General features: G+C 70.8%; 25 protein-coding genes and 3 tRNA genes. 10 read left to right on the top strand and 18 right to left on the bottom strand.

Features of this window, described 5'->3' with window-relative positions:
* Window positions 1–189: 189 nt before the first annotated feature.
* From ggt to ACWEOW_RS24795, 6 genes are all read right to left on the bottom strand, one after another.
* On the bottom strand, window positions 190–2,079 hold the full coding sequence (ggt, locus tag ACWEOW_RS24820; protein WP_452271925.1) for a gamma-glutamyltransferase: 1,890 nt from the start codon (window positions 2,077–2,079) through the stop codon (window positions 190–192).
* A gap of 110 nt (window positions 2,080–2,189) precedes the next feature.
* Window positions 2,190–2,909: a 50S ribosomal protein L1 gene (gene rplA, locus ACWEOW_RS24815; RefSeq protein ID WP_452271924.1), complete on the bottom strand. Its 720-nt coding sequence runs from the start codon at window positions 2,907–2,909 to the stop codon at window positions 2,190–2,192.
* Between the two features lie 170 nt (window positions 2,910–3,079).
* Window positions 3,080–3,511, bottom strand: a complete 432-nt coding sequence (gene rplK, locus ACWEOW_RS24810; protein WP_452271923.1) for a 50S ribosomal protein L11 — start codon at window positions 3,509–3,511, stop codon at window positions 3,080–3,082.
* A 100-nt stretch (window positions 3,512–3,611) separates the two neighbouring features.
* Window positions 3,612–4,574 (bottom strand): transcription termination/antitermination protein NusG, encoded by a 963-nt coding sequence (nusG, locus tag ACWEOW_RS24805; RefSeq protein ID WP_452271922.1) that lies wholly within the window; start codon window positions 4,572–4,574, stop codon window positions 3,612–3,614.
* A gap of 28 nt (window positions 4,575–4,602) precedes the next feature.
* The gene (gene secE / locus ACWEOW_RS24800) at window positions 4,603–4,872 is read right to left on the bottom strand and encodes a preprotein translocase subunit SecE (protein WP_452271921.1); all 270 of its coding nucleotides are present in this window, start codon (window positions 4,870–4,872) and stop codon (window positions 4,603–4,605) included.
* Window positions 4,873–4,989: 117 nt separating this feature from the next.
* Window positions 4,990–5,062 (bottom strand) — tRNA-Trp (locus ACWEOW_RS24795).
* Window positions 5,063–5,263: 201 nt separating this feature from the next.
* Here ACWEOW_RS24795 and ACWEOW_RS24790 point away from each other — a divergent pair.
* The 4 genes from ACWEOW_RS24790 to ACWEOW_RS24775 all read left to right on the top strand — a co-directional run bounded on the left by ACWEOW_RS24790 (window position 5,264) and on the right by ACWEOW_RS24775 (window position 9,087).
* Window positions 5,264–6,616, top strand: coding sequence for an aminotransferase class I/II-fold pyridoxal phosphate-dependent enzyme (locus ACWEOW_RS24790; protein WP_452271920.1), 1,353 nt, complete (start codon window positions 5,264–5,266; stop codon window positions 6,614–6,616).
* A complete protein-coding gene (locus ACWEOW_RS24785; protein WP_452271919.1) occupies window positions 6,613–7,134 on the top strand; it encodes a DUF5709 domain-containing protein in 522 nt (173 codons plus the stop codon). The genes ACWEOW_RS24790 and ACWEOW_RS24785 overlap by 4 nt, the downstream gene beginning before the upstream one ends.
* Before the next feature lie 105 nt (window positions 7,135–7,239).
* Window positions 7,240–8,298, top strand: coding sequence for an adenosine deaminase (locus ACWEOW_RS24780; RefSeq protein WP_452271918.1), 1,059 nt, complete (start codon window positions 7,240–7,242; stop codon window positions 8,296–8,298).
* Window positions 8,299–8,394: 96 nt separating this feature from the next.
* Complete coding sequence (locus ACWEOW_RS24775) at window positions 8,395–9,087, top strand: hypothetical protein (protein WP_452271917.1); 693 nt, start codon at window positions 8,395–8,397, stop codon at window positions 9,085–9,087.
* 75 nt (window positions 9,088–9,162) lie between these two features.
* On the opposite strand, the gene ACWEOW_RS24770 is transcribed toward ACWEOW_RS24775, so the two are convergent.
* From ACWEOW_RS24770 to ACWEOW_RS24745, 6 genes are all read right to left on the bottom strand, one after another.
* Window positions 9,163–10,236 carry a UDP-N-acetylmuramate dehydrogenase gene (locus ACWEOW_RS24770; RefSeq protein ID WP_452271916.1) on the bottom strand — a complete coding sequence of 358 codons (1,074 nt, stop codon included), beginning with the start codon at window positions 10,234–10,236 and terminating at the stop codon, window positions 9,163–9,165.
* 16 nt (window positions 10,237–10,252) lie between these two features.
* Window positions 10,253–10,711, bottom strand: a complete 459-nt coding sequence (locus ACWEOW_RS24765; protein ID WP_452271915.1) for a MaoC/PaaZ C-terminal domain-containing protein — start codon at window positions 10,709–10,711, stop codon at window positions 10,253–10,255.
* On the bottom strand, window positions 10,711–11,157 hold the full coding sequence (locus ACWEOW_RS24760; protein WP_452271914.1) for an FAS1-like dehydratase domain-containing protein: 447 nt from the start codon (window positions 11,155–11,157) through the stop codon (window positions 10,711–10,713). Before ACWEOW_RS24760 ends, ACWEOW_RS24765 begins: the two co-directional genes overlap by 1 nt.
* Window positions 11,158–11,234: 77 nt before the next feature.
* Window positions 11,235–11,405: a 50S ribosomal protein L33 gene (rpmG, locus tag ACWEOW_RS24755; protein ID WP_452271913.1), complete on the bottom strand. Its 171-nt coding sequence runs from the start codon at window positions 11,403–11,405 to the stop codon at window positions 11,235–11,237.
* 157 nt (window positions 11,406–11,562) lie between these two features.
* Window positions 11,563–11,639, bottom strand: a tRNA-Met gene (locus ACWEOW_RS24750).
* A 58-nt stretch (window positions 11,640–11,697) separates the two neighbouring features.
* Window positions 11,698–11,770 (bottom strand) — tRNA-Thr (locus tag ACWEOW_RS24745).
* Between the two features lie 139 nt (window positions 11,771–11,909).
* Here ACWEOW_RS24745 and ACWEOW_RS24740 point away from each other — a divergent pair.
* Window positions 11,910–13,412, top strand: coding sequence for an AI-2E family transporter (locus ACWEOW_RS24740; RefSeq protein ID WP_452271912.1), 1,503 nt, complete (start codon window positions 11,910–11,912; stop codon window positions 13,410–13,412).
* A 35-nt stretch (window positions 13,413–13,447) separates the two neighbouring features.
* Here ACWEOW_RS24740 and ACWEOW_RS24735 read toward each other — a convergent pair whose 3' ends face one another.
* Complete coding sequence (locus ACWEOW_RS24735) at window positions 13,448–14,323, bottom strand: hypothetical protein (RefSeq protein WP_452271911.1); 876 nt, start codon at window positions 14,321–14,323, stop codon at window positions 13,448–13,450.
* Between the two features lie 59 nt (window positions 14,324–14,382).
* On the opposite strand from ACWEOW_RS24735, the gene ACWEOW_RS24730 reads away from it, so the two are divergent.
* The 3 genes from ACWEOW_RS24730 (at window position 14,383) to ACWEOW_RS24720 (ending at window position 16,790) form a co-directional block, all read left to right on the top strand.
* Window positions 14,383–15,204 (top strand): hydrolase, encoded by an 822-nt coding sequence (locus ACWEOW_RS24730; protein WP_452271910.1) that lies wholly within the window; start codon window positions 14,383–14,385, stop codon window positions 15,202–15,204.
* Between the two features lie 105 nt (window positions 15,205–15,309).
* Window positions 15,310–15,546, top strand: a complete 237-nt coding sequence (locus ACWEOW_RS24725; RefSeq protein WP_452271909.1) for a BatC protein — start codon at window positions 15,310–15,312, stop codon at window positions 15,544–15,546.
* The gene (locus ACWEOW_RS24720; protein ID WP_452271908.1) at window positions 15,546–16,790 is read left to right on the top strand and encodes a cupin domain-containing protein; all 1,245 of its coding nucleotides are present in this window, start codon (window positions 15,546–15,548) and stop codon (window positions 16,788–16,790) included. The genes ACWEOW_RS24725 and ACWEOW_RS24720 overlap by 1 nt, the downstream gene beginning before the upstream one ends.
* A 33-nt stretch (window positions 16,791–16,823) precedes the next feature.
* On the opposite strand, the gene ACWEOW_RS24715 is transcribed toward ACWEOW_RS24720, so the two are convergent.
* Both ACWEOW_RS24715 and icmF read right to left on the bottom strand, forming a co-directional pair.
* Complete coding sequence (locus ACWEOW_RS24715) at window positions 16,824–17,600, bottom strand: helical backbone metal receptor (RefSeq protein WP_452271907.1); 777 nt, start codon at window positions 17,598–17,600, stop codon at window positions 16,824–16,826.
* A 54-nt stretch (window positions 17,601–17,654) separates the two neighbouring features.
* Window positions 17,655–20,897 carry a fused isobutyryl-CoA mutase/GTPase IcmF gene (icmF, locus tag ACWEOW_RS24710; protein ID WP_452271906.1) on the bottom strand — a complete coding sequence of 1,081 codons (3,243 nt, stop codon included), beginning with the start codon at window positions 20,895–20,897 and terminating at the stop codon, window positions 17,655–17,657.
* Between the two features lie 61 nt (window positions 20,898–20,958).
* Between icmF and ACWEOW_RS24705 the strand changes: the two genes are divergently transcribed.
* A complete protein-coding gene (locus ACWEOW_RS24705; RefSeq protein ID WP_452271905.1) occupies window positions 20,959–21,471 on the top strand; it encodes a MarR family winged helix-turn-helix transcriptional regulator in 513 nt (170 codons plus the stop codon).
* A gap of 198 nt (window positions 21,472–21,669) precedes the next feature.
* Here ACWEOW_RS24705 and ACWEOW_RS24700 read toward each other — a convergent pair whose 3' ends face one another.
* Both ACWEOW_RS24700 and ACWEOW_RS24695 read right to left on the bottom strand, forming a co-directional pair.
* Entirely contained in the window at window positions 21,670–22,908 is a 1,239-nt protein-coding gene (locus tag ACWEOW_RS24700; protein ID WP_452271904.1) for a D-arabinono-1,4-lactone oxidase, read from the bottom strand.
* Window positions 22,909–22,946: 38 nt separating this feature from the next.
* The gene (locus ACWEOW_RS24695; RefSeq protein ID WP_452271903.1) at window positions 22,947–24,059 is read right to left on the bottom strand and encodes a LacI family DNA-binding transcriptional regulator; all 1,113 of its coding nucleotides are present in this window, start codon (window positions 24,057–24,059) and stop codon (window positions 22,947–22,949) included.
* 196 nt (window positions 24,060–24,255) lie between these two features.
* Here ACWEOW_RS24695 and ACWEOW_RS24690 point away from each other — a divergent pair, with 196 nt between their 5' ends.
* Window positions 24,256–25,308 carry an aldose epimerase family protein gene (locus ACWEOW_RS24690; protein WP_452271902.1) on the top strand — a complete coding sequence of 351 codons (1,053 nt, stop codon included), beginning with the start codon at window positions 24,256–24,258 and terminating at the stop codon, window positions 25,306–25,308.
* Between the two features lie 91 nt (window positions 25,309–25,399).
* On the opposite strand, the gene ACWEOW_RS24685 is transcribed toward ACWEOW_RS24690, so the two are convergent.
* Window positions 25,400–25,726 carry a hypothetical protein gene (locus ACWEOW_RS24685; protein ID WP_452271901.1) on the bottom strand — a complete coding sequence of 109 codons (327 nt, stop codon included), beginning with the start codon at window positions 25,724–25,726 and terminating at the stop codon, window positions 25,400–25,402.
* Between the last annotated feature and the right edge of the window lie 13 nt (window positions 25,727–25,739).

Genomic DNA, 25,739 nt, shown 5'->3' with positions numbered 1-25,739 from the left:
CCGCCATCACACGCCGCCCCCCAGCCGGGTGGGGCCCAGCGGCCACTCGACCGGACACACCCCGTCGAGTGGCCCCGCCATCACACGCCGCCCCCCAGCCGGGTGGGGCCCAGCGGCCACTCGAGCGCGTATCGAAACGACCACTCGACTTGGGATGGGACACCACTCGACTGGGGGTGGAGGTGCCACTCAGGGCGTCGGTGACGGCGATACGACCATCGCCGACCCACCCCCACGCCGGACCGTCTCGGCGGCCGCCTCGAAGCGGTTGTCGCCGAACGTCCGGATGGCGGTCACGGCGCCGATCTCGTTGGGCGTACCACCCGAGACGAGCGTGTGGCCCATCGCCGTCAGCGCCGCGCCGTCGGGCCCGTTCAGGATCTGCGGCTCGGCACCTTCGGCGCCGTTGCGCGAGCTGAGCCGCGGGGCGGCGATCGCGTCGACGAGCGGAAGGCCCCGGTCGAGGTACCCGAGGATCGTCTGCGAGACCGAGGTGATGATCGTCGCGCCACCCGGCGAGCCGACCGCGAGGAACGGCTGGCCGTCCTCGAGGATGACGGTCGGGCTCATCGACGAGCGCGGCCGCTTGCCGGGCCCGGGCAGGTTCGGGTCGGGCACGCCGGCCGACAGCGGCGTGAAGTTGAAGTCGGTCAGCTCGTTGTTGAGCAGGAACCCATAGCCCGGAACGGTGATCCCGGACCCTCCGGTCTGCTCGATCGTCAGCGTGTACGAGGCGACGTTGCCCCAGCGGTCGGCGACCGTGAGGTGGCTCGTCGACTGGCCCTCGTAGGGCTGGCCCTGCGCGACCAGGCCGGGCGCGCAGGACGAGTAGGTGCCGTCCGGCGACCCGAACGGGATCGGCCGCGAGTGCGCGACGGCCGGGTCGAACAGGCAGGCCCGCTCGGCGGCGAAGCCGGGGCTCACGAGCTCGCTCACGGGGACACCCGGCACGTCACCGACCCAGCGGTTGCGGTCCGCGAAGGCGGTCGCGGAGGCCTCCGAGAACCGGTGCAGGTAGTCGACCTGGGACAGCGCACTCGTCTTGACGCCGGTGCGGTCCTCGTAGGCCTTCATCAGGTTGAGGATCTCGGCGACCGCGATCCCGCCCGAGCTCGGCACCGGCATCCCGTAGACGTCGAGGCCCTTGTACTCGGAATGGATCGGGGCCCGCGTCAGCGCTCGGTACGCGCGCAGGTCCGCAGTCGTCAGCTTCCCGCCCATGACCGAGGTGCCCGGTGCCGTGTGCGGCGCATTGGACTCAGCGACGATCGCCTGACCGAGCGCGCCGGCATACAGCGCCTCGACGCCCTGAGTCCGCAGCGTGCGGTACGCCTTGGCCATGTCGGGGTTGGTGAAGACCGAGCCGACGGCCGGAGCCTGGCCGTCGCGCAGGAACACGCGTGCCGTCTCCGGGAAGACCGAGAAGCGCGCGGCGTTGGCGGCGGTCTGGTCCGCGAACGTCTTGTCGACGACGAAGCCGTCGGCCGCCAGCCGCTCAGCGGGCTTGAGCGCGTCGTTGAGCGACAGCGTGCCGAGGTCGCGAAGTGCCTTGTCCCACAAGGCAGGCGTGCCCGGCACCCCGACCGACAGGCCCGAGTTCACCGCGGTGGCGAAGGCGTATGGCTTGCCCGTCGCGGGGTCGATGAACGCCTGGTCGGTGAACGCCGCAGGCGCGGTCTCGCGGCCGTCGATCGTGGTCACCCGCTTCGACTTCGCGTCGTAGTAGACGAGGAACCCGCCGCCACCGATGCCGGTGCTGTAGGGCTCGGTCACGCCGAGCGCGGCTGCCGTCGCCACTGCCGCGTCGGCTGCGTTGCCGCCGCGGGTGAGCACGTCGATGCCGACCTGGGACGCGTCGCGGTCCACGGAGCTCACCGCGCCTCCGCCACCCGTCATCAACGGGGCCTTGGGCAGGTCGGTGTGGGGTCCATGCCAGCCGCGGTCGACGGCGGGGGCGCCCGCTGCCTGAGCCCCGTTCGGGGCCGTGAGGAGGGCCAGTGGCAGACCGGCGGCGACCACGCCGACGACCCACCGCATGCGGGAGGCGCGCGATCTCGTTGTGCCTGGGCTGTATGTCATTTTTCGACCGTACCGACCCAGACCCGGCACGTCGCGTCAGAGTGCCCGGCCAAATTGGCGGAGCCCGTCACCCACGCGGGGTGACGGGCTCCGACGCTGCGGTGACGACCTCAGGCGGTCGCCTCCTCCTCAGCGGTGAGGTTGCGGGTCTTGGTGTAGTCGAGCGGGATGCCCGGGCCCATCGTCGTGCTGAGCGTGGCCTTCTCGATGTACCGGCCCTTGGAGCTGGCCGGCTTCAGACGCAGGATCTCCTCCAGCGCGGCCGAGTAGTTCTCGACGAGCGACTTCTCGTCGAAGGACACCTTGCCGATGATGAAGTGGAGGTTCGCGTGCTTGTCGACGCGGAACTCGATCTTGCCGCCCTTGATGTCGGCGACGGCCTTGGCGACGTCCATGGTCACCGTGCCGGTCTTCGGGTTCGGCATGAGGCCGCGGGGGCCCAGGACCTTGCCCAGACGACCGACCTTGCCCATCATGTCGGGCGTCGCGACGACGGCGTCGAAGTCGAGCCATCCGCCGGCGACCTTCTCGAGCAGGTCGTCGGAGCCGACGTGGTCGGCGCCGGCCTCACGGGCGGCCTCGGCCTTGTCGGCGTTGGCGAACACGAGGACGCGGGCCGTCTTGCCGGTGCCGTGCGGGAGGTTGACGGTGCCGCGGACTGCCTGGTCGGCCTTGCGCGGGTCGACACCGAGGCGGAAGGCCACCTCGACGGTCTCGTCGTACTTGGCCTTGGCGGTCTCCTTGGCGAGGCGAACCGCCTCGAGCGGCGCGTAGACCTTGCCGGGCGCGATCAGCTCGGCGGCTGCGCGGTAGTTCTTGCTGCGCTTCATTGGTGCTCCTTGAGTGTGCGTGGAGTCGTGGTGCGACCGTGCGCTGGTCTCCCACGTGGGCCGACGTCGAGCCGGCCCGTTGTCGAGCCGGTATGCCGTCCGGCCCGGTTTCCGGTCACCCGCCCCCGTCGCGGGGGCGGGCCTCCGAAGCGGTGCGTGACCCCGGCTCGTCAGAGCTCGGTGTCGATGCCCATCGAGCGAGCGGTGCCGGCGATGATGCGGGCGGCCATCTCCTCGTCGTGGGCGTTGAGGTCTTCCATCTTCTGGCGGGCGATCTCCAGGACCTGCTCACGCGAGAGCTTGGCGACCTTCGTCTTGTGCGGCTCGCCGGAGCCCTTCGGCACACCGGCGGCCTTCTTGATCAGCTCTGCGGCCGGCGGGGTCTTGGTGACGAACGTGAACGAGCGGTCTTCGTAGACCGTGATCTCGACCGGGATGACGTTGCCACGCTGGGCTTCCGTCGCGGCGTTGTACGCCTTGACGAACTCCATGATGTTGACACCGTGCTGACCGAGCGCCGGGCCGACGGGCGGCGCCGGGGTGGCCTGGCCGGCCTGGATCTGCAGCTTGATGAAGCCGGAGACCTTCTTCTTGGGGGGCATGGTTGCCTACCTTCTTCGTGTTGGGCCTACGCCAGTCCTGCTGGTATGGGCGATGACCCGGTTGCATGAGCCCGTCCAGGGTGCTGGCGGGCGGTCTCGCTCAGATCTTGGCGACCTGGGCGAAGGAGAGCTCGACCGGGGTCTCCCGGCCGAAGATCGAGACGAGCACCTTGAGCTTCTGCGTATCGGTGTTGATCTCGGAGATCGTGGCGGGAAGGGTCTCGAACGGCCCCTCCATGACGGTGACGGACTCGCCGACCTCGAAGTCGATGACGCGCACGTCCTTGGGCGCGGCGGTCTTCGTGGCGGTGGCGCCGGAGGCGGCCGAGGCCGCCTCGAAGGTCGGGGCCAGCATGGTGAAGACCTCGTCGACCGACAGCGGCACCGGCTGGTGCGCGTTGCCGACGAAGCCGGTGACCCCAGGCGTATGCCGCACGGCGCCCCAGCTCTCGTCGGTCAGGTCCATGCGGACGAGGACGTAGCCAGGCATCCGGACCCGGCGGACCTGCTTCTTCTGGCCGTTCTTGATCTCGGTCACCTCTTCCATGGGGACCTCGATCTCGAAGATGAAGTCCTCCATGTTGAGGGTCTGGATGCGGGTCTCGAGGTTCGCCTTCACGCGGTTCTCGTAGCCGGCGTAGGAGTGGATCACGAACCAGTCACCGATCCGCGAGCGCAGCTCGGCCTTGAAGTCGGCGACCGGGTCGCCGCTGCCGTCGGCGAGCGCGGCGTCGTCGGCGGCGGCATCCTCCGCTGCATCCTCGGTCGCCGCGGCGTCGGACACCGCGACCGCGACGTCGTCGGCCGCATCGGCCGAGTCGTCCTCGAGGTCGCCGGACAGGTCGTCAGAGAGATCGTCAGCGTCGTGCGCCGACGCCGCATCCACGTCGGCGTCGCCCGGCACGTCGGACGCCGAGACGTCGCCGGACCCGACCGTGGGGTCGAGGACCTCGCTCTCGGTGCTCTCGCCGTTCGGAGCGCCCTCGTGGGCGAACTGCTCGGACACGCTGTGACCTACTTCCTTGCTCTTGCTCGCGGCAGCCGGGACAGCTGCCGCGGTCATCCAGTGACGTGGTGGCGCGCTCGGCGACCTATGACGCGGTGCCGGTGAAGACCCACGAGATCAGCTTGGTCAGCCCGAAGTCGAGCGCCGACACGAGTGCCATCATCACCACGACGAACACGACCACGACGGTGGTGTAGCGGACGAGCTCAGGGCCCGTCGGCCGCACGACCTTGCGCAGCTCGTCGAGGATCTGGCGCACGAAGAGGCTGATCGCGCCGAAGAGACGCGAGACCGCGTTGCCGCCGCGAGCCTTGTCGGCCCGGCCGGACCCGCGCTTGGCGCTTGTCTCCGTCACGATTCCTACTTTCTGCCTGGGTAATGAGGCCCGCGACAGCACCCGGGCCGTGGCGAACCACTTCAGGGCAGAAGCCGCGTGCCGCCTTGCACGACGACCACATCTATCGATGATGCGCAGGGCAAGAGGGACTCGAACCCCCAACCGCTGGTTTTGGAGACCAGTGCTCTACCAATTGAGCTATTGCCCTTCACCGGAGCCGTTGGGTGGCGCCCGGAGGGACGGCATGCGTGAGCAAGGCCAGCGCGGACCGTCCGAGGGTCGATCATACGGGACGGATGCGCGACAAAGCGAACCGGACCGGCCCGCGCGGTGACGGGCGCACCCACCCTACCCACCGGCATACGGACCGGGCTGCCCGGGCGCCTGTTCGCAGTGGCAGGATCGACACGTGACGAACCCGCGCACCGCCCTCGCGTCCCTGTCCGACGACGACCTGGCCGGCTTCCTCGCCGAGCAGCAGGAGGCCTACGCGGCCCTCAAGGGGCGCGGCCTCAAGCTGGACCTCACGCGGGGCAAGCCGTCGGCGCAGCAGCTGGACCTCTCGGACGACCTGCTGCGGCTGCCGACGACGACCACGGACCGTGCGGGCGTCGACGTGCGCAACTACGGCGGCCTCGAGGGCCTGGCCGAGCTGCGCGAGATCTTCGCCGAGCTGCTCTGGGTGGAGCCGTCGCAGGTGGTCGTCGGAGGCAACTCGAGCCTGACGATGATGCACACGACGATCGTGGACTTCCTGCTCCATGGCGGGGTCGACTCACCCCGGCCGTGGTCGCAGGAGGAGAAGGTCACCTTCATCTGCCCGGTCCCGGGCTACGACCGGCACTTCTCGATGCTCGCGGCGCTCGGCATCGAGATGGTCAACGTGGACATGCACGACGACGGCCCGGACATGGCCGCGGTCGAGGCGCTCGTCAAGGACGACCCGAGCGTCAAGGGCATCTGGATCGTGCCGACGTACGCCAACCCCACCGGCGCGGTCGTCTCCCGGGAGATCGCCGCCCGGCTGGCCGCGATGCCCGCGGCCGCGCCCGACTTCACGATCTTCTGGGACAACGCCTACGCCTTCCACCACCTGACCGAGGATGAGGCCAAGAGCGCCGACATCCTCACGCTCGCCGCCGCCTCCGGCCACCCGAACCGCCCGATCATGTTCGCCTCGACCTCGAAGATCACCTTCGCGGGCGCCGGTGTCGCCGTCCTCGCGGCGAGCGAGGCCAACGTGGCGTGGTACCTCAAGCACCTCTCGATGGCCTCCATCGGCCCGGACAAGGTCAACCACCTGCGCCACGTCGAGTTCTTCGGCACGGCCCAGGGTGTGCGGGACCACATGCGGCGGCACCGCGAGATCATCGCGCCGAAGTTCGCCGCGGTCGACGAGGCCCTGACGGCCGGGCTCGACGGCTTGGGGATCGCCGAGTGGAGCCACCCGAGCGGTGGGTACTTCGTGAACCTCGACGTCCTCGACGGGACGGCGTCGCGCGTCGTACAGCTCGCCAAGGAGGCGGGCATCGCCCTCACTCCTGCCGGCGCGTCCTTCCCGCACGGCCAGGACCCGCGCGACCACAACATCCGCCTCGCGCCGACCTTCCCGGTGCTCGACGAGGTCCGCACCGCGATGGCCGGGGTCGCCACCTGCGTGTCGCTCGCGGCGGCGGAGAAGCTGTCCGCCGACCGGGCGAGCGGGGTACGCCCCATGTCCGAGACGACCGATGCCCCCGCGCCGGAAGGAGCCCACCGATGAGCGACCTCGATCCCAACGAGAACATCGACGACGACCTCACCAGCTACAGCGTCGACGACGAGGACCAGCTGCAGCCCGAGGACACCCTCGAGGACGGCGACCTCGAAGACGTGCTCGACCGGGGCTACTCCCCCAGCGACTCTCCCCGCGGGTCCCGCTCGTTCGGCACGACGGCATACGAGCAGTCGCTCGGCGAGACGATCGACCAGCGGATCGAGCAGGAGGAGGCCGACCCCGACTCCGCGTACGGCCGGCCCGACAACGAGAGCGGCCTCGACGACGAGCGGGTCGGCGGCGACGACCCCGACTCCATCGACGCCGAGGACGACTGGCTCGGCGACAACGAGGTCGGTGACCTTCGCGCGGGGCGCCTGGTCGCCGACGACGAGGGCGCTCACGACGACGAGGAGAAGCAGGCGTGGGCCAGCGACGTCGGCGTCGACGGCGCCGGCGCGTCCGCCGAGGAGGCGGCGATGCACGTCGTGGACGAGTTCCGGGAAGAGCCCGACGAGGACTGACGGGTCGAGCGACAGGACGTCGCGCGATCTCCTGGGGGCCGGCCCCCAGGGTGGCCGAGGAGCGTCCCGCCACCCGACCCCAGCCGGCCTGTCACACTGGCCCGCATGACGCGCGAGGTGCGGGACCTGCCCAAGGCCCACCTGCACCTGCACTTCACCGGCTCGATGCGGATCGGCACCGTCCGCGACCTCGCCCGGCAGCACGGCATACGGCTGCCGGAGGCGCTCGTCAGCGCGTGGCCGCCACGGCTTGCGCGCGCCACCGACGAGCGCGGGTGGTTCCGCTTCCAGCGGCTCTACGACGCGGCGCGCTCGTGTGTGCGCGGTGAGGCCGACATGCGCCGGATCGTGCGTGAGGCCGCCGAGGACGACGCCGAGGAGGGCTCGCGCTGGCTGGAGCTGCAGGTGGACCCGACGTCGTATGCGCCGTTCGTCGGCGGCATCACCCCGGCGCTGGAGATCGTGCTCGACGAGGCTCGGAGGGTGTCCCGTGAAGGGCCCGTCGGTGTGGGCGTCATCGTCGCCGCCAGCCGGATGCGGCACCCGCTCGAGGCCCGCACCCTGGCCCGCCTGGCCGGTCGGTATGCCGGTGACGACGCGGGCGACGTCGTGGGCTTCGGGCTGTCCAACGACGAGCGACGCGGTCTCGTGGCCGACTTCGCACCCGCGTTCGCGATCGCGCGGCGGGCGGGGCTGCTGCTCGTGCCGCACGGCGGCGAGCTGCTCGGCGCGCAGTCGGTGATGGAGACCATCGAGCACCTCGACCCCGACCGGATCGGCCACGGGGTCCGCTCCGTGGAGGATCCGCAGGTGCTCGACGCGGTCGCCGAGGCCGGGGTCACGCTCGAGGTGTGCCCCGGGAGCAATGTCGCCCTGGGCGTCTACGCGCACCCGGACGACGTGCCGTTGCGGCGCATCCTCGAGGCCGGGGTCCCCGTCGCGCTGGGGGCGGACGACCCGCTGCTGTTCGGCTCGCGGCTGGCCGAGCAGTATGCCGCCGCCCGTGACCTCGGGCTCGACGACGCCGCCCTCGCCCGGCTCGCGCGGATGTCGCTGGAGAGCAGCCGGGCCCCGGTGCGCGTGCGCAAGGCAGCCCTCGACGAGGTGGACCGCTGGCTGGCTGCGCCGGCTGTGAGTCACGCCACACCGCATAACATCCCGTAAGAGGGCATAACGGGCAGCCGTCAGGGTCCGCGGTCCCGCTCGCCCGCTGAGGCGAGTTTGCTCGACGTCGGCCCGCCCGGTCATGCTGTCCGGGACATGAAGACTTCGACGACCGCCCCTCCACGCCCTCGCACCACCCTCGGGCTCCGTCTGCGCCACCTCACCGCCGTCGCCGTCGTTGCCCCCGCCATCGCCCTGGCAGCGTGCAGCGGCGAGCCGTCCGTGACCGCCGACCCCACCGCTCCCGCGGGAGCAACGACGCCGGCGGCGACCGCGACGACGTCCACCGACCCAGCGACGACGAGCGACGCGCCGACCACCGACGCGTCCACGACGCTGCCGCCGGTGAAGTACTCCAGCAGGACGATCAACGCGGTCATCAAGGACCCGGTGCTCGGCCACACGATCACGGCCCTCAAGCTGGTCCGTGGGCTGCCCTTCCCGGCCAACCAGCCCGTCGGGGCCGAGGCCTTCGAGATCGTCGGCGTCAAGGTGCAGCTGCAGGCGGGGTCGCGCTACTCCGCGGACATCGAGCCGGCGATGCTGTCCCTCATCGCCGCCGACCCGAAGCAGAACATCCAGCCGACGGCCGAGTTCGGCAAGGCGTTCAAGGCGGCGCCGCTCGCGGCGGCCAAGCGGGACAGCTCCTCGAAGGGCTGGATCTACTTCAAGGTCAACCGCGGCACCACCACGGCGCTGCGCCTGGCGTTCAACCGCCCGTCCTACCAGGTCAGCACGACCGACAAGAACATCCCGTCCAAGACCTTCTCGGTCGTCCTGTCGAAGTAAGCCGCGCGCTCGGGCTCGCGCGCTCGGGCTCGCCGCTCGGGCTGCGCGCCAGCGCTCCGAGCGTCTTGGAGCGCCTCAGAGCGCCTCGCCGACGAGCACCGGCTCGTTGACGAGAGCGACCCCGAACGTGTCGCGCACGCCGTCGCGCACCTGGCGGGCCAGGGCCAGCACGTCCGACGCCGTGGCACCGCCGCGGTTGGTCACCGCAAGCGTGTGCTTGGTCGACAGCGCCGCCGGTGCTGGAAGCCCGAACCCCTTGGCGAACCCGGCGTGGTCGATGAGCCAGGCCGCGCTCGTCTTGACCCGGCCGTCGGCGTCGGGAAAGCGCGGCGGCATCGGCCCGTCATAGCCGAACCGGTCGCCGACCCGCTCGACGAGGTCGTCGAACTGCTGCCGGCTCAGGAACGGGTTGGTGAAGAACGAGCCGCACGACCACGTGTCGTGGTCGTCGGGGTCGAGCACCATGCCCCGCTGGCGCCGCTGCTCGAGCACGGCCGCCCGGGCGTCCTCGATGGGCACCCGGGTGCCGAGCTCCACGTCGAGCGCTCCGGCGACGGCGGCATACGCGAGCGGGCGGCTGAGGTCGGCGATCTCGAACTGGAAGAGCACGTCGAGCACGACGTACCGGTCGGAGGCCTTGAACCGCGAGTGTCGATAGGTGAACTGGCAGTCGTCGTTCATGAAGGTGCGCACGGCCTGTTCCTGCCGGTCCCACGTGCGCACCTGCGCGATCGTCTGAGACACCTCCTGGCCGTAGGCGCCGACGTTCTGGATCGGGGTCGCTCCCGCGAGCCCGGGTATGCCGCTCAGCGCCTCGATCCCGGCCCACCGCTCCGCGACGGCTCGGGCCACGACGTCGTCCCATACCTCACCGGCCGCGACGCGGACCATGGCGCCCCCGCAGTAGTCGGCCGACTCGGGCGTGATGCCCGAGGTCGCCACCCGCACCACGGTGCCTTCGAAGCCGTCGTCGGACACGACCAGGTTGGACCCGCCCGAGATGACGAGCAGCGGCTCGTCCGCGTCGTCGACCTCGCGGACGGCGTCGACCAGCTCGTCGGGGGTCGTCACCGTGACCAGCCGCGCCGCTGGGCCGCCCACCCGCATGGTCGTCAACGTCGACAGCGCGACGCCGTGCTCCTCCTTCACGCCTGCTGCACCCCGGTCAGTCGAGCTGAGCGACCGCGAGCGCCCGGCCGAGGACCTTCTCGCCGTTGCACGTCGCCGTCAGCTCGACCGTGGCGCGGCGGGTCTCGGCGTCCAGCGCCTTGACGACCCCGGAGACCTCGACGTCGGCACCGGTGTCGTACGGCACGACGACCATGCTCGTGAAGCGCACGCCGTACTCCACGATCCGGCCGGCGTCACCGACCCAGTCCGAGACCAGCGTGACTGCCGAGCCCATCGTCAGCATGCCGTGGGCGATGACGTCGGGAAGGCCTACCTGCTTGGCGAAGCGCTCGTCCCAGTGGATCCGGTTGCGGTCCAAGGACGCCCCGGCATACTCGACCAGGCGGGCGCGGTCGAGGTGCACCGTGATCGCAGGGAGCGCGTCACCGACGCTCACGGTGTCGGCGGAGCGCACGGGGCCCAGGGTGGTCTCGCTCGCGGGCTGGGTGCTCATCACTCGGCTCCTCGGATGACGATCGTGGACGTCGCGGTGCAGACGAGCTCGCCCGCCTCGGTGGTCAGCTCCGAGCGGGTCGTCACCATCGCGTGTCCGCCGGCCTCGCGGACCGTGTCGACGTGGAGCGTTCCGACGATCGCGTCGCCGGCCATGAGCGGCCGGTGGTGACGGAACCGCTGCTCGCCGTGCACCACGCGGGAGAAGTCGATGCCCGCCTCGGGGTCGCGGATCAGCTGGGAGTCGCACTTCTGCGCGATGAGCACCGCGAACGTCGGCGGCGCGATGACGTCGGCGTAGCCACGGGCACGCGCGGCTTCGGCATCGACGTGAACGGGGTCGGACGAGCCGACCGCCTCAGCGAACTCGCGGATCTTGGCCGCACTCACGCGGTAGGTCTCGGTCGGGGGGTAGACCCGCCCCTGGAAGTCAGCGTTCACCGGCATACGGGGCAGCCTATCGACCGAACGCAACCGCTCCCCCGGCCGGTGGCCGAGGGAGCGGTGAAGAGCGAACGCTGGGGTCAGCGGGTCTCGCGGTGCTCCGTGTGCTTGCCGCACTTCGGGCAGAACTTGTTCATCGAGAGACGGTCGGGGTTGTTCCGACGGTTCTTCTTGGTGATGTAGTTGCGGTCCTTGCAGTCCACGCACGCCATCGTGATCTTGGGACGGACGTCAGTGCTCTTGCTGGCCACGGCAACCTGCTCTTTCGGGAACGTGCTACTTGAAACGATGGTGGGTCAGTGAGCGCACGGCATCTCACAGCGACGCGCACACGCAACACACAAGGTTACGCGACGCCGGGCTGATCGAGAAATCGTCTCGAGGCCACGACGTCGCGCCGACCGGACGTGGTAGCGGGAGCGGGGCTCGATCCCGCGACCTCACGATTATGAGTCGTGCGCTCTAACCAGCTGAGCTACCCCGCCATGGGCTGCCGGCCCCCAGCCCGTCGCGAAGCGACGGGGCCGAAGATCGACCGACCAGAGCCCCAATAGGGAATCGAACCCTAGACCTTTTCCTTACCATGGAAACGCTCTGCCGACTGAGCTATTGGGGCACGGCCAGCATCCGAGAACCGCTGCTGGGAGCGGGTCCTGCTGACCTGTTGTGCGACGGTGAGACTACACGGTCGGACGCGCAGATACGAAATCGAGCAGATCCTCTGCAGGAGGCCCCCGGACTGAGAGGATCAGGCCATGAGCGGTCCCCTGGATGGCCCTGCGCAGCCGGCCACGGACGGCGCGGACGAGCCCACCGCTGAACCCGTGGTCGAGACCCCGGCCCGACCCGCAGTGGCGCCCAGCGCCGTGGTGCCCACGGCCGCCGCCTCGGCCGGGCCGGCGCCCGGCGCGCAGGCGTTGGACGTCGAGGTGCGCTTCAACCGCGACAGCATCTGGCGCGCCGGCTGGGTCCTGGTCGCCGTCGCTGCGTGCGCCGCGTTCATCAGGTTCGTCATCGACGACGGCGGGTCGGTGATCTTCACGCTCATCATGGCGTTGATCGCCTCGATCGCCATGGAGCCCGCGGTCGCCAAGCTCTCGAACCGGATGCGGCGGGGCCTCGCGACGATGGTCGTGATGCTCGGCGTGCTCGTGTTCTGCGTCGTCTTCCTGCTCGCCTTCGGCAACCTGCTGGCGGACCAGCTCGGGACCTTCGTCAAGTCGATCCCGTCGCTCGTCGAGTCCGCGACGACCTGGGCCAACGAGACCTTCGGGGTCGACCTCAGCTACCAGAACCTCGTGGCCCAGTTCACGGACGGCAGCAGCGGCCTGAGCACCCTGGCGGCCGACCTCGCCGGTGGCCTCATCGGCGTCATCGGCGCGGTGCTCGGCGCGTTCTTCTCGTCGATCACCTTCTTCTTCTTCACCTTCTACTTCTCGGCCGACAGCCCGAGGCTGCGCCGCTGGATCGCCCGGCTGTTCCCGCCCCGCCAGCAGGAGATCTTCGACGTGGCGTCCGGGCTCGCCGTCAAGAAGACCGGCGGCTACGTGTCGGCCCGGCTCGTCCTCGCGGGGATCTGCGGCAGCCTCTCGAGCCTCTTCATGCTCATCATCGGAATGGACTACTGGCTGGCCCTCGGCATCTGGACCGGCCTGGTCGCGCAGTTCGTGCCCACCATCGGCACGTACATCGCCATCGCACTGCCGGTCTTCGTCGGGCTCGTCGGCCCCGAGCCATGGCAGGGGCTGGCCCTGCTCGCCTTCGCCCTCGTCTACCAGCAGATCGAGAACGTCACGATCGAGCCGAAGATCTCGGCGGACGCCGTCGACGTGCATCCCGCGGTGTCCTTCGCCGCGGTGATGTTCGGCGCCGCGCTCTTCGGCGTCGCCGGCGCCTTCGTGGCGGTGCCGATCGCCGCGCTCGTCCTCGCCCTGTTCGAGATCTACTCGCGCAAGTACGAGCTGCTGCCCGAGCTCGCCGTGAGGCAGCCGGGCGAGCGCGAGCACCATCACGAGGGGCATGACGCCCCGATCATCGCCCACATTCCGGGGGCCGGGGCGGTTGCCGAGCCGGTGGCCGAGCAGGTTGCCGAGCCGGTTGCCGAGCCGGCTACCGAGCCGGCTACCGAGCCGGTTGCCGGCGGAGAACGACCGTCACCGGGGAGCGCCGCCGTGACGCCGGCGAAGGACGACCACGGGCCGCTGTCGAGCCTGCGGGAGGCCCTGCGGCACCGGTTCGCCCGCGACCGCGCTCGGTGAGGTCGGCGAGCGGGGAGGCGGCGGTATGCCGTGGGTCAGTCTGAGTCGTCGTGGTCGTCGAGCGCCTGCTGGGCGGCGCTCTCCTCACGCTCCCGCGCATCCCGTATGCCGGTCGCCTCGTCGAGCTCGGCCGTGACCTTGGCCAGCCGTTCCTGTGCCGTGGCCAGGCGCCGCTCGAGGTCCGCGATGCCTTCGGTGACCTCCTCGTGACGGGCCGTCAGCACCGCGACCTGACGGTCGGCCGTGCGCATCGCGGTGCGTGCGGACTCCAGCGTCGCCTGGAGCTTGGCCCGCTCCGCAGTGCGGCGGGCGCGACGGCGTTCCTCGAGGTCGACCGGGTCTCCCCCACCGCCCGGCAGCACCGACAGCGCCGGCCGGCCCTCGGAGTCGGGCCCACCGAGGTCGTCGATGGCCACGACGTCCCCGATCTCGACGGAGCCGAACCCGGAGTAGCTGAGGGCGCGCACGAGCGACCCGGTGAGGACCGAGGCTTCTGCGTCCTCGTCGGCGATGAGGGCCGTCAGCGTCTCCCGGACCTCCAGCGCGACCGACGCGCCGACTGACTGGCCCTGCTCCTGCGACGCCACGGCGATCTGGTCGGCCAGGGCATCGACCCGCTTGGCCCTCTCGCGGCCCAGGACGCGCAGCTGCTCGGCATCGAGCGTGCGCTGCGCCTCTCGCAGCAGCTCGGCGAAGGCGCGGAACTCGGCCAGGTCCTCGGGGTGGTCGCGCACGAAGTGGTTGACCGCCCACGCGGCCACGGTCGGCTTGCGCAGGGCGCCGATCGCCTTGGCCAGGTCGGCGTCGCCGGCGGCCTTCGCCTGCCCGGCCAGCTCGGAACGCAGCGGGGTGAACCGAGCCGGCGGAACGGCATACAGCTGCTCGACGGCGGCGCGCAGGTGCAGGATCACTCGTGCATCCTCCCGCAAACCGGGTGGTGTCGTGGGGCCCGACGGGGCAGGGTGGTGACGTGATCTGGATCTGTGCGACGTGTGCCGGAGAGACCGCCGACCTGCGCGAGCCGCCCGGCGCCTGCGCCGTGTGCGAGGACGAGCGCCAGTGGGTGCCCGCCGACGGCCAGCAGTGGACGACCCTGGAGAAGCTGCGCGCCGACGGGACGCGCATCGCGATGTTCGACGTCGAGCCGGAGCTGTGGGGACTGCGCGCCGAGCCTCAGGTCGGCATCGGCCAGCAGACCATGGTCGTGCGCACGCCCGAGGGCACGCTGCTGTTCGACTGCATCGGGTACATCGACGACGAGGCGGTCGAGCAGGTCCGCTCCCTGGGCCCGACCCTCGCCGTCGCCGCGAGCCATCCACACATGTACGGCGTCCAGACCGAGTGGGCGAAGGCGCTCGGCGACGTGCCGGTGCTCATCGCCGAGCGGGACCGGGAGTGGGTGCGCCGCGCCGACCCCCTCGTCGAGCTGTATGACGAGCGGCGCGAGGTCGCCCCGGGCCTCACGCTGCACCGCGTCGGTGGACACTTCTGCGGCCAAGCCGTCGTCGAGTGGGCGACCGGCAACGACGGCCTGGGTGTGCTGCTCGCCGCCGACGCAGTCTTCCCCAACCCGGACCGCAAGACGGTCAGCTTCCTGCGCAGCTACCCCAACCGGCTCCCCTTGTCCGGCAACGTCGTTCAGCGGATCGCGACCCAGCTGGAAGGTCTGCACTTCGACCGGCTCTACAACAACTTCGGTGCCGTCGTCCCGGTCGATGCCAAGCGGGTCCTGCGCGACTCGGCCGACCGCCACGCCGCCTGGACGCGCGGCGACTACGACCACCTGACCTGACCGATACCCGCCTGCGGGGCGAGGAGTGCGTGACGGCCGGGATGGGGGTAGGAAGAGGTTGGCGGCGCCGTCTGGTGCCGTGTCACGGACAGGCCAGGAGGAACGATGAGCGACACCCCGATGGACCCCATGAGTGACGACACCGAAGGCCCTGCTGACGGCGGCGCGGACACCGGGTCCCACGACGGCGGTGCTGACGGCGGCGCAGGCGAAGGGCCCGCCGACGGCGGCGCAGACACCGGAGCCCACGACGGCGGTGCTGACGGCGGCGCCGGTGAAGGACCCGCCGACGGCGGCGCGGACACCGGGTCCCACGACGGCGGCGCTGACGGCGGAGCCTGATGACCGCTGGCACGACGAGCCGGGCGTCCACGGCGGAGCGTGGACGCCCGGCACTCTCACGCCTCGTACCGCTGTCGCCGGAGCGGTTCGCCGCGGAGCACTGGGGCCGGGCGCCGCTCGTCACGATGGCTGCCGACCTGCCCAAGCCCATCGACGACCTCTTCAGTGAGGGCGCCGTCGACGAGCTGGTCAGCCGGCGCGGTCTACGAGCGCCGTTCCTGCGCGTCGCACAGGACGGCCGGACGCTCGGCGACCGCGAGTTCACGCAGTCCGGCGGGGTGGGGGCGGCGATCGGCGACCAGGTCAGCGACGACAAGCTGCTCAGGCTGTTCGCGGGCGGGGCGACGATCGTGCTGCAGGGCCTGCACCGCACGTGGGCTCCGCTCATCGAGTTCACCCAGACCCTCGCGGCCGAGCTGGGCCACCCGGTGCAGGCCAACGCCTACGTGACGCCGAGCCAGAACACCGGGTTCAGCGACCACTACGACGTCCATGACGTCTTCGTCCTGCAGGTCGCCGGCGAGAAGAGGTGGCGCCTGCGCCCGCCGGTGCGCGAGGCGCCCTTGCGCGACGACCCGTGGACCGACCACCGGGATCTGGTCGAGGCCGCCGCGGCGCAGGCTCCGGCCCAGGAGCTCACCCTCCGGGCGGGCGACGTGCTCTACCTCCCCCGTGGCTGGCTGCACTCGGCCACGGCCCTCGGGGGCGTCAGTACCCACCTGACGCTGGGCGTCCACGTGTGGACCCGGCGACACGTCGCCGACGAGCTCCTCGCCCTGGCGCAGGCCCGGATCAGCGAGGACCAGCGGATCCGGGCCTCGCTCCCACCGCGTTCCGACCTCACGACGGTCGACGCCCTTGCCGCGGACGTCGAGGCGGTGCGCGAGGCGCTCGTACAGGCGGTCAGGTCGGTGCCCGCGAAGGACGTGGCCCGTGCCCTCGACCGGCGCGCGCGCTCGACCCAGCGCGCCGCCCCGATCGGGCCGCTTCAGCAGGTGGCGGCGGCGCACGACCTCGCACCCGCGACGGTCGTCCGGTTGCGACCGCACGTCGCCGCCCGCCTCGTGCCGGCCGCCGACGGGTCGGCGTCGCTCGAGAGCCGTGCTGGTGCGACGCCGATCGGTGCGGCGGAGGTCGGCGCCGTCGTGGCGCTGCTCGACGGCGGGTTGATGCGCGCCGACATGGTCGGGCTCGACCTCGCGCGCCGGCTCATGCTTGCCGGGCTCGTCGTCCTCGCCGACTGAGCCCCTCCCCAACCGAGACCGGGAGTCAGGGGGTCAGGGAGCGCCGTCGAGTGCGGCGCCCACAGCCGCGGTCAGGGCGGCCTTGGCGCCGACGAGAGAGGGGCCGTACCAGGTGAGGAGCCGCCCGCTGACCAGGGCGGTGCGGGTGCGGCCGAACGCCTCCGGGCCGTCGTCGGCCGTGAAGACGTAGGGCTCGTCCGGCAGCAGCACGACGTCGACGTCGTCACGGTCCAGGTCCGCAAGCGCGACGTGCGGGTACCGCTCGGGGTGGTCGGAGAAGAGGTTCCGCCAGCCGAGCCGCGCTATGACGTCGCCGGAGAACGTGTCGCGCCCCACGACCATCCAGGGGTCGCGCCAGATCGCCACGGCCACATCGGCCGTCGGTTCCGGGACCGGACCCTCCCACTCGCGCCGGGCGGCGGTGAGCCAGTCCGGAGCAGCCACCTCCATCGCCTCGGTGAAGAGCCGCTCCAGGGAGTCGAGCGCCCCCGGCACCGTCTCGATGTCGGTCACCCACACGGGTATGCCGTCCGCCCGGAGACGACGCACGTCGAGCTCGCGGTTCTCCTCCTTGTTCGCGATGACAAGGTCGGGCTGCAGGGCCGCGATCGCCGCGCGGTCTGGGTTCTTGGTGCCCCGAACCCGTTGCACCGCAAGGTCTTTCGGATAGGTGCACCAGTCGGTGGCGCCGACCAGGACGTCAGGAACCGTGGCCGCGAGAGCCTCGGTGATCGACGGCACCAGCGACACGACGCGTCGTGGCGCGGCACCCAGCGCGACGGCATACGACAGGTCGTCGACGAGCGTCATCGGACCCGGCTCCTGACCCCCCGACCGCACGCGAGCGGCATACTCGCCGCTCCGTCAGACGTTGCGGCGGTACTGGCCGCCGACCTCGAAGAACGCCTCGGTCACCTGCTGGAGGGAGCAGACCCGAGCCGCCCGCACGAGCACGTCGAAGACGTTGCCACCCTCGATGGCGACCTTCCGCAGCTCCTCCAGAGCAGCCTTGGCCTCCACCTCGTGGTCCGCGCGGAAGGCGCGAACCCGCGAGAGCTGGCTCTGCTTCTCCTCCTCCGTGCCGCGCGCGAGCACCACCGTGCGAGGCACTTCACCCTCGTGCGGGTTGCGGAAGGTGTTGACACCGACGATCGGCAGGCTGCCGTCGTGCTTGCGGTGCTCGTACAGCATCGACTCGTCCTGGATCCGGCCCCGCTGGTACCCCGTCTCCATGGCACCGAGGACGCCCCCGCGCTCGGTGATCTTGTCGAACTCCTTGAGCACCGCGGCCTCGACGAGGTCGGTGAGCTCGTCGATGATGAACGCCCCCTGGAGCGGGTTCTCGTTCATCGCCAGACCCCACTCGCGGTTGATGATGAGCTGGATCGCGAGCGCGCGACGCACCGACTCCTCGGACGGCGTCGTGACGGCCTCGTCGTAGGCGTTCGTGTGCAGCGAGTTGGCGTTGTCGTAGATCGCGATGAGCGCCTGGAGCGTGGTGCGGATGTCGTTGAAGTCCATCTCCTGCGCGTGCAGCGAGCGACCCGAGGTCTGGACGTGGTACTTCAGCTTCTGCGAGCGGTCGTTCGCGCCGTACTTCTCCTTCATCGCGACCGCCCAGATGCGCCGGGCGACACGGCCCAGCACCGAGTACTCCGGGTCCATGCCGTTGCTGAAGAAGAAGGACAGGTTCGGGGCGAAGTCATCGACCTTCATGCCGCGCGCGAGGTAGCTCTCGACGTAGGTGAACCCGTTGGCGAGGGTGAACGCGAGCTGGCTGATCGGGTTCGCCCCGGCCTCGGCGATGTGGTAGCCGCTGATGCTGACCGAGTAGAAGTTGCGGACCTTGTGCTCGATGAACCACTGCTGGATGTCCGCCATCATCTTCAGGCTGAACTCGGTGCTGAAGATGCAGGTGTTCTGGCCCTGGTCCTCCTTGAGGATGTCGGCCTGGACCGTGCCACGGACGTTCCCGAGGGCGTATGCCGTGAGCTCGGCACGCTCGTCGTCGCCGGGCTCCCGTCCCTCCCGTGCCACGAAGGCGTCGACCTGCTGGTCGATCGCGGTGTTGAGGAAGAAGGCGAGGATCGTGGGCGCCGGGCCGTTGATCGTCATCGACACCGACGTCGTCGGCGACACGAGGTCGAAGCCGTCGTACAGCGCCTTCATGTCATCGAGCGTGGCGATCGAGACGCCCGAGGTGCCGACCTTGCCGTAGACGTCAGGGCGTGGGTCGGGGTCGCGGCCGTAGAGCGTCACCGAGTCGAAGGCGGTGGACAGCCGGGTCGCGGGCTGGTCCTTGGACAGCAGCTTGAACCGGCGGTTGGTGCGGAAGGGGTCACCCTCGCCGGCGAACATCCGTGCCGGGTCCTCGCCCTCGCGCTTGAAGGGGAACACGCCGGCGGTGTAGGGAAAGTAGCCGGGGAGATTCTCGCGGCGCAGGAACGAGACGAGCTCGCCGTGGTCGGTGTAGCGCGGCAGCGCGACGCGCGGAATCTTGTTGCCCGACAGGGACTCTCGGGTCAGGCGGTTGACGATCTGCTTGTCCCGGATCGTCACGACCTGCTCGTCGCCGGAGTAGGACTCGACGATGGTCGGCCACTCGGCGACAAGGTCGCCGACCTCCTTCGGGAGGGACTCGCGCGCGTTGTCCAACAGCGCGTCGACACCAGAGGCGTCGGAGCCGGCACCGGCGAGCTCGTCACGCACGGACTCGAGCCGCTGCACCCGGCTGGCCTGGGCGGCATACTCCCGCGTCTTGCCGTGGTAGCCACGGACGGTCTCGCTGATCTCGGCGAGGTAGCGAACGCGCGACGAGGGCACGACGGTCGCGATCTTGGTCGACTGCTTCGTCGCGACTGCGGGAAGCACACCGTCCTCGACCTGCATCCCCTTCTCGGACAGCAGCTTTCGCAGCTCCTGGTAGAGGGCGGTGACGCCGTCGTCGTTGAAGGTCGCGGCGCTCGTGCCGAAGACGGGCATGTCGACCGGGCCCTTGCCGAAGGCCTCGCGGTTGCGGACCATCTGGCGTCCGACGTCACGGAGTGCGTCCTCCGCACCCCGCCGCTCGAACTTGTTGATCGCGACGACGTCGGCCTGGTCGAGCATGTCGATCTTCTCGAGCTGGCTGCTCGCACCGAACTCGGGCGTCATGACGTAGAGCGAGACGTCGGCGTACTCGACGATGGCGGCGTCGCCCTGGCCGATGCCCGGCGTCTCGAGGATGACGAGGTCGAAGCCGGCGGCCTTGACGATGGCGAGGACGTCCTCGAGGTTGGCCGGCACCTGGCTGTGGCCCCGAGTGGCCAGGCTGCGGAAGAAGACGCGGTCGCCGTCGAGCGAGCTCATGCGGATGCGGTCGCCGAGCAGCGCGCCGCCGCCGCGGCTGCGCGTCGGGTCGACGGCGAGGACCGCGACCCGCAGCTTGTCCTGCTGGTCGAGGCGCAGCCGACGGATCAGCTCGTCGGTGAGGCTCGACTTGCCCGAGCCACCCGTGCCGGTGATGCCGAGGACGGGCACCTGGCGGCGGGCCGCCGCCTCGCGGATCCCGGCGAGCGTCGCGTCGTCGAGGTCGGCCTCCTGGGCGCCGGTGATCGCGCGCGCCACTGCAGCACGCTCGCCCGCGAGCACGGCCTCGAGGTCGGCGGGGCGCACGTCCCAGGGGTCGAAGTCGCACGCCTCGACGACGGTGTTGATCATGCCTGCAAGACCGAGGCGCTGGCCGTCCTCCGGGCTGAAGATCGTCACGCCGGAGTCGCGCAGCCGGGAGATCTCCTCGGGCACGATGACGCCGCCGCCGCCGCCGACGACCTGGATGTGGCCGGCACCGTTCTCCTTGAGCAGCTGGACCAGGTACTCGAAGTACTCGACGTGGCCGCCCTGGTACGAGCTGACGGCGACGCCCTGGACGTCCTCCTCGATCGCCGCGTCGACGACCTCCTGGACCGAACGGTTGTGGCCGAGGTGGATCACCTCGGCGCCCTGGGTCTGCATGATGCGCCGCATGATGTTGATCGACGCGTCATGGCCGTCGAACAGGCTCGAGGCGGTGACGATGCGGACGTGGTGCTCCGGGTGGTGGAGGGCGGGCTTCGCTGCGTCGGGCATGGCGAAATACTAGGACTTCCTAATAATGGACGTCAACGCGTCGTCGCTCTAGGATGTGCGCATGGCAACGGGCGAGCACGCAGGGCTGGGGTTCGACCCGATCACCCAGGCCCGCCAGCAGTGGGTCGAGCAGGGCTGGGCGGACGCCGCCGACGGCATGGCCGCGATCACCTCCCTCATGCGCGCACACCAGATCGTCCTGGCCCGCGTGGAGGCGACGCTGCGCCCCCTCGGCGTCACGTTCGCCCGCTACGAGGTGCTCATGCTGCTGTGGTTCAGCAAGCGGGGCTCCCTGCCGATGAAGATCATCGGCAGCCGCCTGCAGGTCCACCCGACGAGCGTGACGAATGCCGTCGACCGCCTCGAGGACGCCGGCCTGGTCACGCGCAGCACCCACCCGGACGACCGGCGCGCGGTCCTCGTCGCCCTGACGCCGGCCGGGCGAGAGCTCGCCGAGCGCGCCACCAAGGCGCTGAACACCGAGGTCTTCGAACAGCCCGACCTGTCCGGCCGAGACGTGCGCTCACTCGTCGACGTGCTGACGCGGCTGCGCCGCACCGCCGGCGACTTCTGACCTGCGAGGTCCACGGCCCGCGGAACCCCTCCATTTGAGGGCCGCGGCACCCAATGGGACGGGTTTGCCCGCGGAACCCCTCCATATGGGGGCCGCGGCACCCAATGGGACGGGTTTGCCCGCGGAACCCCTCCATATGGGGGCCGCGGCGAGCTGACCGAGGTCAGAGGGCGGTCGCGCGGCCCCCATGCGACGTTCTCAGCCCAGGACGCGGTCGATGAAGGCGTTGCCGAAGGTGCGCTCCGGGTCGACGCGGTCGCGCAGCGCCCGGAAGTCCGCGAACCTCGGATAGAGCGGGGCGAGCTCTACCGCGCCGGCCACGAAGCACTTGCCCCAGTGCGGTCGCGCCCCAAGCGGCAGGAGGGCCTCCTCCATTGCCGGCAGGACGGCATACAGGGCCGGCTCGTCCTGAAGCCACGTGAAATGGATGCCGACGACGTCGCGCTCGTAGGCGCTGCTCAACCACTGGTCGTCGGCCGCGACGGTGCGCAGCTCGCACGTCTGGAGCAGCGGGGCCATCCGCTCCCGGAGGCCGCGCAGGGCGTCGACCGCCTCGAGCGCGCGGCCACGCGGCACGAGGTACTCGCTCTGGAGCTCCTCGCCGCGGCTCGGCGTGAACTCCATCCGGAAGTGCGGCAGCCGGTCGAGCCAGCGCCCCACCACGCCACCCTGCTGCGTCACCGACTCGGCCGGCCCGCCTTCGAGCATGTGAAGGGTCGAGGTTGCCGGGGGCGCGCCGAAGAAGTCGGCCGGCGCCTCGCTCCCCCGCGACTTGCGCCAGACCTGGTAGATCCCGTCGTCCTCGAAGCGGGTGAAGAGGCTGACGCTATAGGCGTCCGAGACGACCGCGTCGAAGCTCTCGGCCAGGGTCGCCCACGGCAGCCCGGTGTAGAGGTCCTGCCGGACGGCATACGTCGGCTCGATGTCGAGGGTCAGCGCGGTGACGACACCAAGCGCACCGAGCGCGACGACGCTGCCGTCGAAGTCTGCGTCTCCGCGGGCGACCGTGCGCAGCTCACCGTCCGGACCGACGATGTCGAGCGCGGCGACGGCCGATGCGAGAGAGCCGTTCCCGACGCCGGAACCGTGCGTGGCGGTAGCCACCGCGCCCGCCACCGAGATGTGCGGGAGCGAGGCGAGGTTGCCCAGGGCCCAGCCCGTCGCCTCCAGCTGGGTCGCGACCTCGCCGTATGCCGCCCGGCCCGTCACCCGGGCGGTGCGGTTCCGCTCGTCGACCTCCACGGCGGTCGGGAGATCGGCGAGGGAGACGAGCACGCCGGAGGTGTCGGTGATGTCCGTGAACGAGTGGCGCGAGCCGAGGGCCCGGACCTTGGGCTCGCGGGCGACGAGCTCCTGGAGCTCCTCCACGGATCGGGGTCGCTCGACCGTCGCCTGGTAGGTGTGGTTCCCGGCCCAGTTCTTCTCGACGGTCTGCATGGGCCCAGTCTGCCCAAGTGTCGTCGCAGGCGGGCCGGTCAGCTCACACTCGTGCTGCGGCCCGGCGGCGAGGTGCTCGCCCGGACCACGAGCTCGGGGTCGATGAGGCTCGGGACCTGGTCGGTCTCGCCCGCGATCGCGGCGGTCAGCATGTCGATCGCCGCGCGACCGATCTCGGAGAAGTCCTGGCGGACGGTCGTCAGCGGTGGGATGAGGTATGCCGCTTCGGGCACGTCGTCGAAGCCGACGACGCTCACGTCCCCCGGCACCGAGCGACCTGCCTCATGCAGCGCCCGGAGGACGCCGACCGCCATCTGGTCGTTCGCTGCGAAGACAGCGGTCACTCCGGTCGACTCGGCCAGGCGCAGCCCTGCCTCGTAGCCGCTCTGCGATCGCCAGTCCCCCGCGACCGGCTCCATCGGGTGCAGCCCTGCCTCGACCAGCTCGGCCCGCCAGCCGTCGGCACGGGCCCGGGCCTCGGCCCAGTCGAGCGGCCCGGTCACGTGGGCGATCTCGGTGTGCCCGAGCTCGAGCAGGTGCCGCGTGGCCAGCCGCGCGCCGGCCACGTTGTCGACGCCGACGGTGCGCCGGGCCCGGGTGAGGTCCCCCTCGACGATGACGAAGGGAGTCCTGCCGTCGCGCGACCGAGCCCCTTCGAGCGCCTCGTCGTGACCGGCGATGACCACGATCCCCTCGACCGCCAACCCGTCGAGGTGGTCCACAGCGGCATCGAAGCCCTCGCGCGTCATCTCGGCGAGCGACACCGAGCTGGCGAAGAAGCCCGCCTCGCGGGCCGCCCCGTTGACGGTTGCGTGGATGCTCGTCGGACCGAACAGGTTCGTCGACGTGGTGATGATCCCGATGGTTCCCGACCGGCCCCGGACCAGCGTGCGGGCCGCGGTGTTCGGCCGGTAGCCGAGCTGCTCGATGGCCTGGAGCACCCGCTCACGCGTCTCGGGCCGGATGCTCGCGGCACCGTTGATGACGCGCGACACGGTCTGGTGCGACACACCGGCCAACCGCGCGACGTCCTGCATCACGGGTGCACGGGACGTTGCGGACATCGTGTCGGCCACGTGGCCCTCGTGACCGGGCGCTGACCCACGGTGAACGGACGGAGCGGCGGTCGGATCGCGATCTTTGTCGACCATGAACTCAGCGTGCCCTGGAACGAGATCGGTGTCTGGACGACGCCCCAGACCAGCCATTCCAGCCGCGCGCCACGCGCGCGGTCGCCTGCAAGGGACAGGAGTGTCCCACTGTCGGACTCGCGGCCACGGACAGAACTGCACCGGTGGCCGGCCGACCTGCATGCTGTGCCCACCGACACTGCGAGGAGCACCATCAATGGACCGTCCGCCCACCACTCCCGATGCCCTCGACGCTGCCGCCGACTCCGCCCCCGACGCAGCGGCCGGAGTGGTTATCGCGGCCGACGGCGTCCTGCTCGAAGTGGTCCCGGCGGGAGCGTCGGTCCGCCGGCTCGTCGTCACCGGCCCGGACGGCGACCGGACGAATGTCGTCCTCGGACATGCGGACCCGACGACGTATGCCGTCGACGGCGGGTATCTCGGCGCGACGATCGGCCGCTTCGGCAACCGTCTGTCTCGAGGCCGCTTCGAGCTCGATGGCACCCTCCACGAGGTGGTGACCAACGAGGGACCCAACACGTTGCACGGCGGGCTGGTCGGCTTCGACAAGCGCGAGTGGAGCGTGGCGCGCGTCGAGCCCGACCTGGTCGAGCTCACCCTGCACAGTCCGGACGGCGACCAGGGCTTCCCCGGCGCCGTCGACGTGACGGTCACGTACTCGGTCGCACCCGGCGTGGTGCGCATCGACTACCACGCGACGACGGACCGGGCCACGGTCGTCAGCCTGACGAACCACGCCTACTTCAACCTCGAGGGCGAAGGCAGCGGCCCGGTCGACGACCACGTGCTCGCCGTCGAGGCCGACGCGTTCACCCCCACTGACGCCGAGCTGATCCCGACCGGCGAGATCCGTGACGTCGCTGGGACGGCCTTCGACTGGCGCTCGCCGCGGCCGATCGGACCGGGCCTGCTCGCTGCGGACGAGCAGCTCGCCTTCGGCCAGGGCCTCGACCACAACTTCGTCGTGCGTGGCGCCGGCCTGCGCCGGGTCGCCACCCTGCGTGCGCCTCGCGGGCTCACCCTCACGGTGGCCAGCGACCAGCCCGGCGTGCAGGTCTACACGGGCGCCCACTTCGACGGCACTGTCGTCGGGACCTCCGGGACGGCATACGGCCCTCGGGCGGGGATCGCCCTGGAGACACAGGGCTTCCCGGACGCGCCCAACCACCCGGGCTTCCCGAGCACTGTGCTGCGGGCAGGCGAGGTCCTCAGCTCGACGACGACGTGGACGTTCTCCTTCGACCGGTAGGCGTGACAGGTCCGACTGACGCGTGCGGAGAGCGCGACGGATGGCGCGTTGACACGCAGCAGCAACGCGTGGCGTGCGGGGTGACTGCGCGTCAGTGACGCCGGCGGTGCCGGTCGCTGTCGTGCAGGTCCGGGTGCACGTCCTCGGGAAGGTCTTCCATCATCGCGCCCTCACCGGGCATGGCGACTCCCCAGCCTTCGGGGGTGATGGTGTCGATGGGTGGGTTGCCGACGAGGTGCGACCGCTCGGCGCCTTCAGGGTGGTCCTCGCGCTTGTGGACCGTGTCGTCCTGGTGGCTGTTCAGCGAGTCGCTGTCGTCCCCGCCTCGCCTGGAGCGGCGCGGCTCGACCATGATGAAGCCGATCACGAGGATGACGATGACTGCGAACAGGACGATGAGTCCGACTTGATCACCCATGGCACCTCCCGGG

It is taken from the genome of Monashia sp. NPDC004114 (assembly GCF_053603855.1).
Note: the sequence above shows the minus strand (reverse complement) of the source record. Positions and strands in the feature narration are given on the sequence as shown.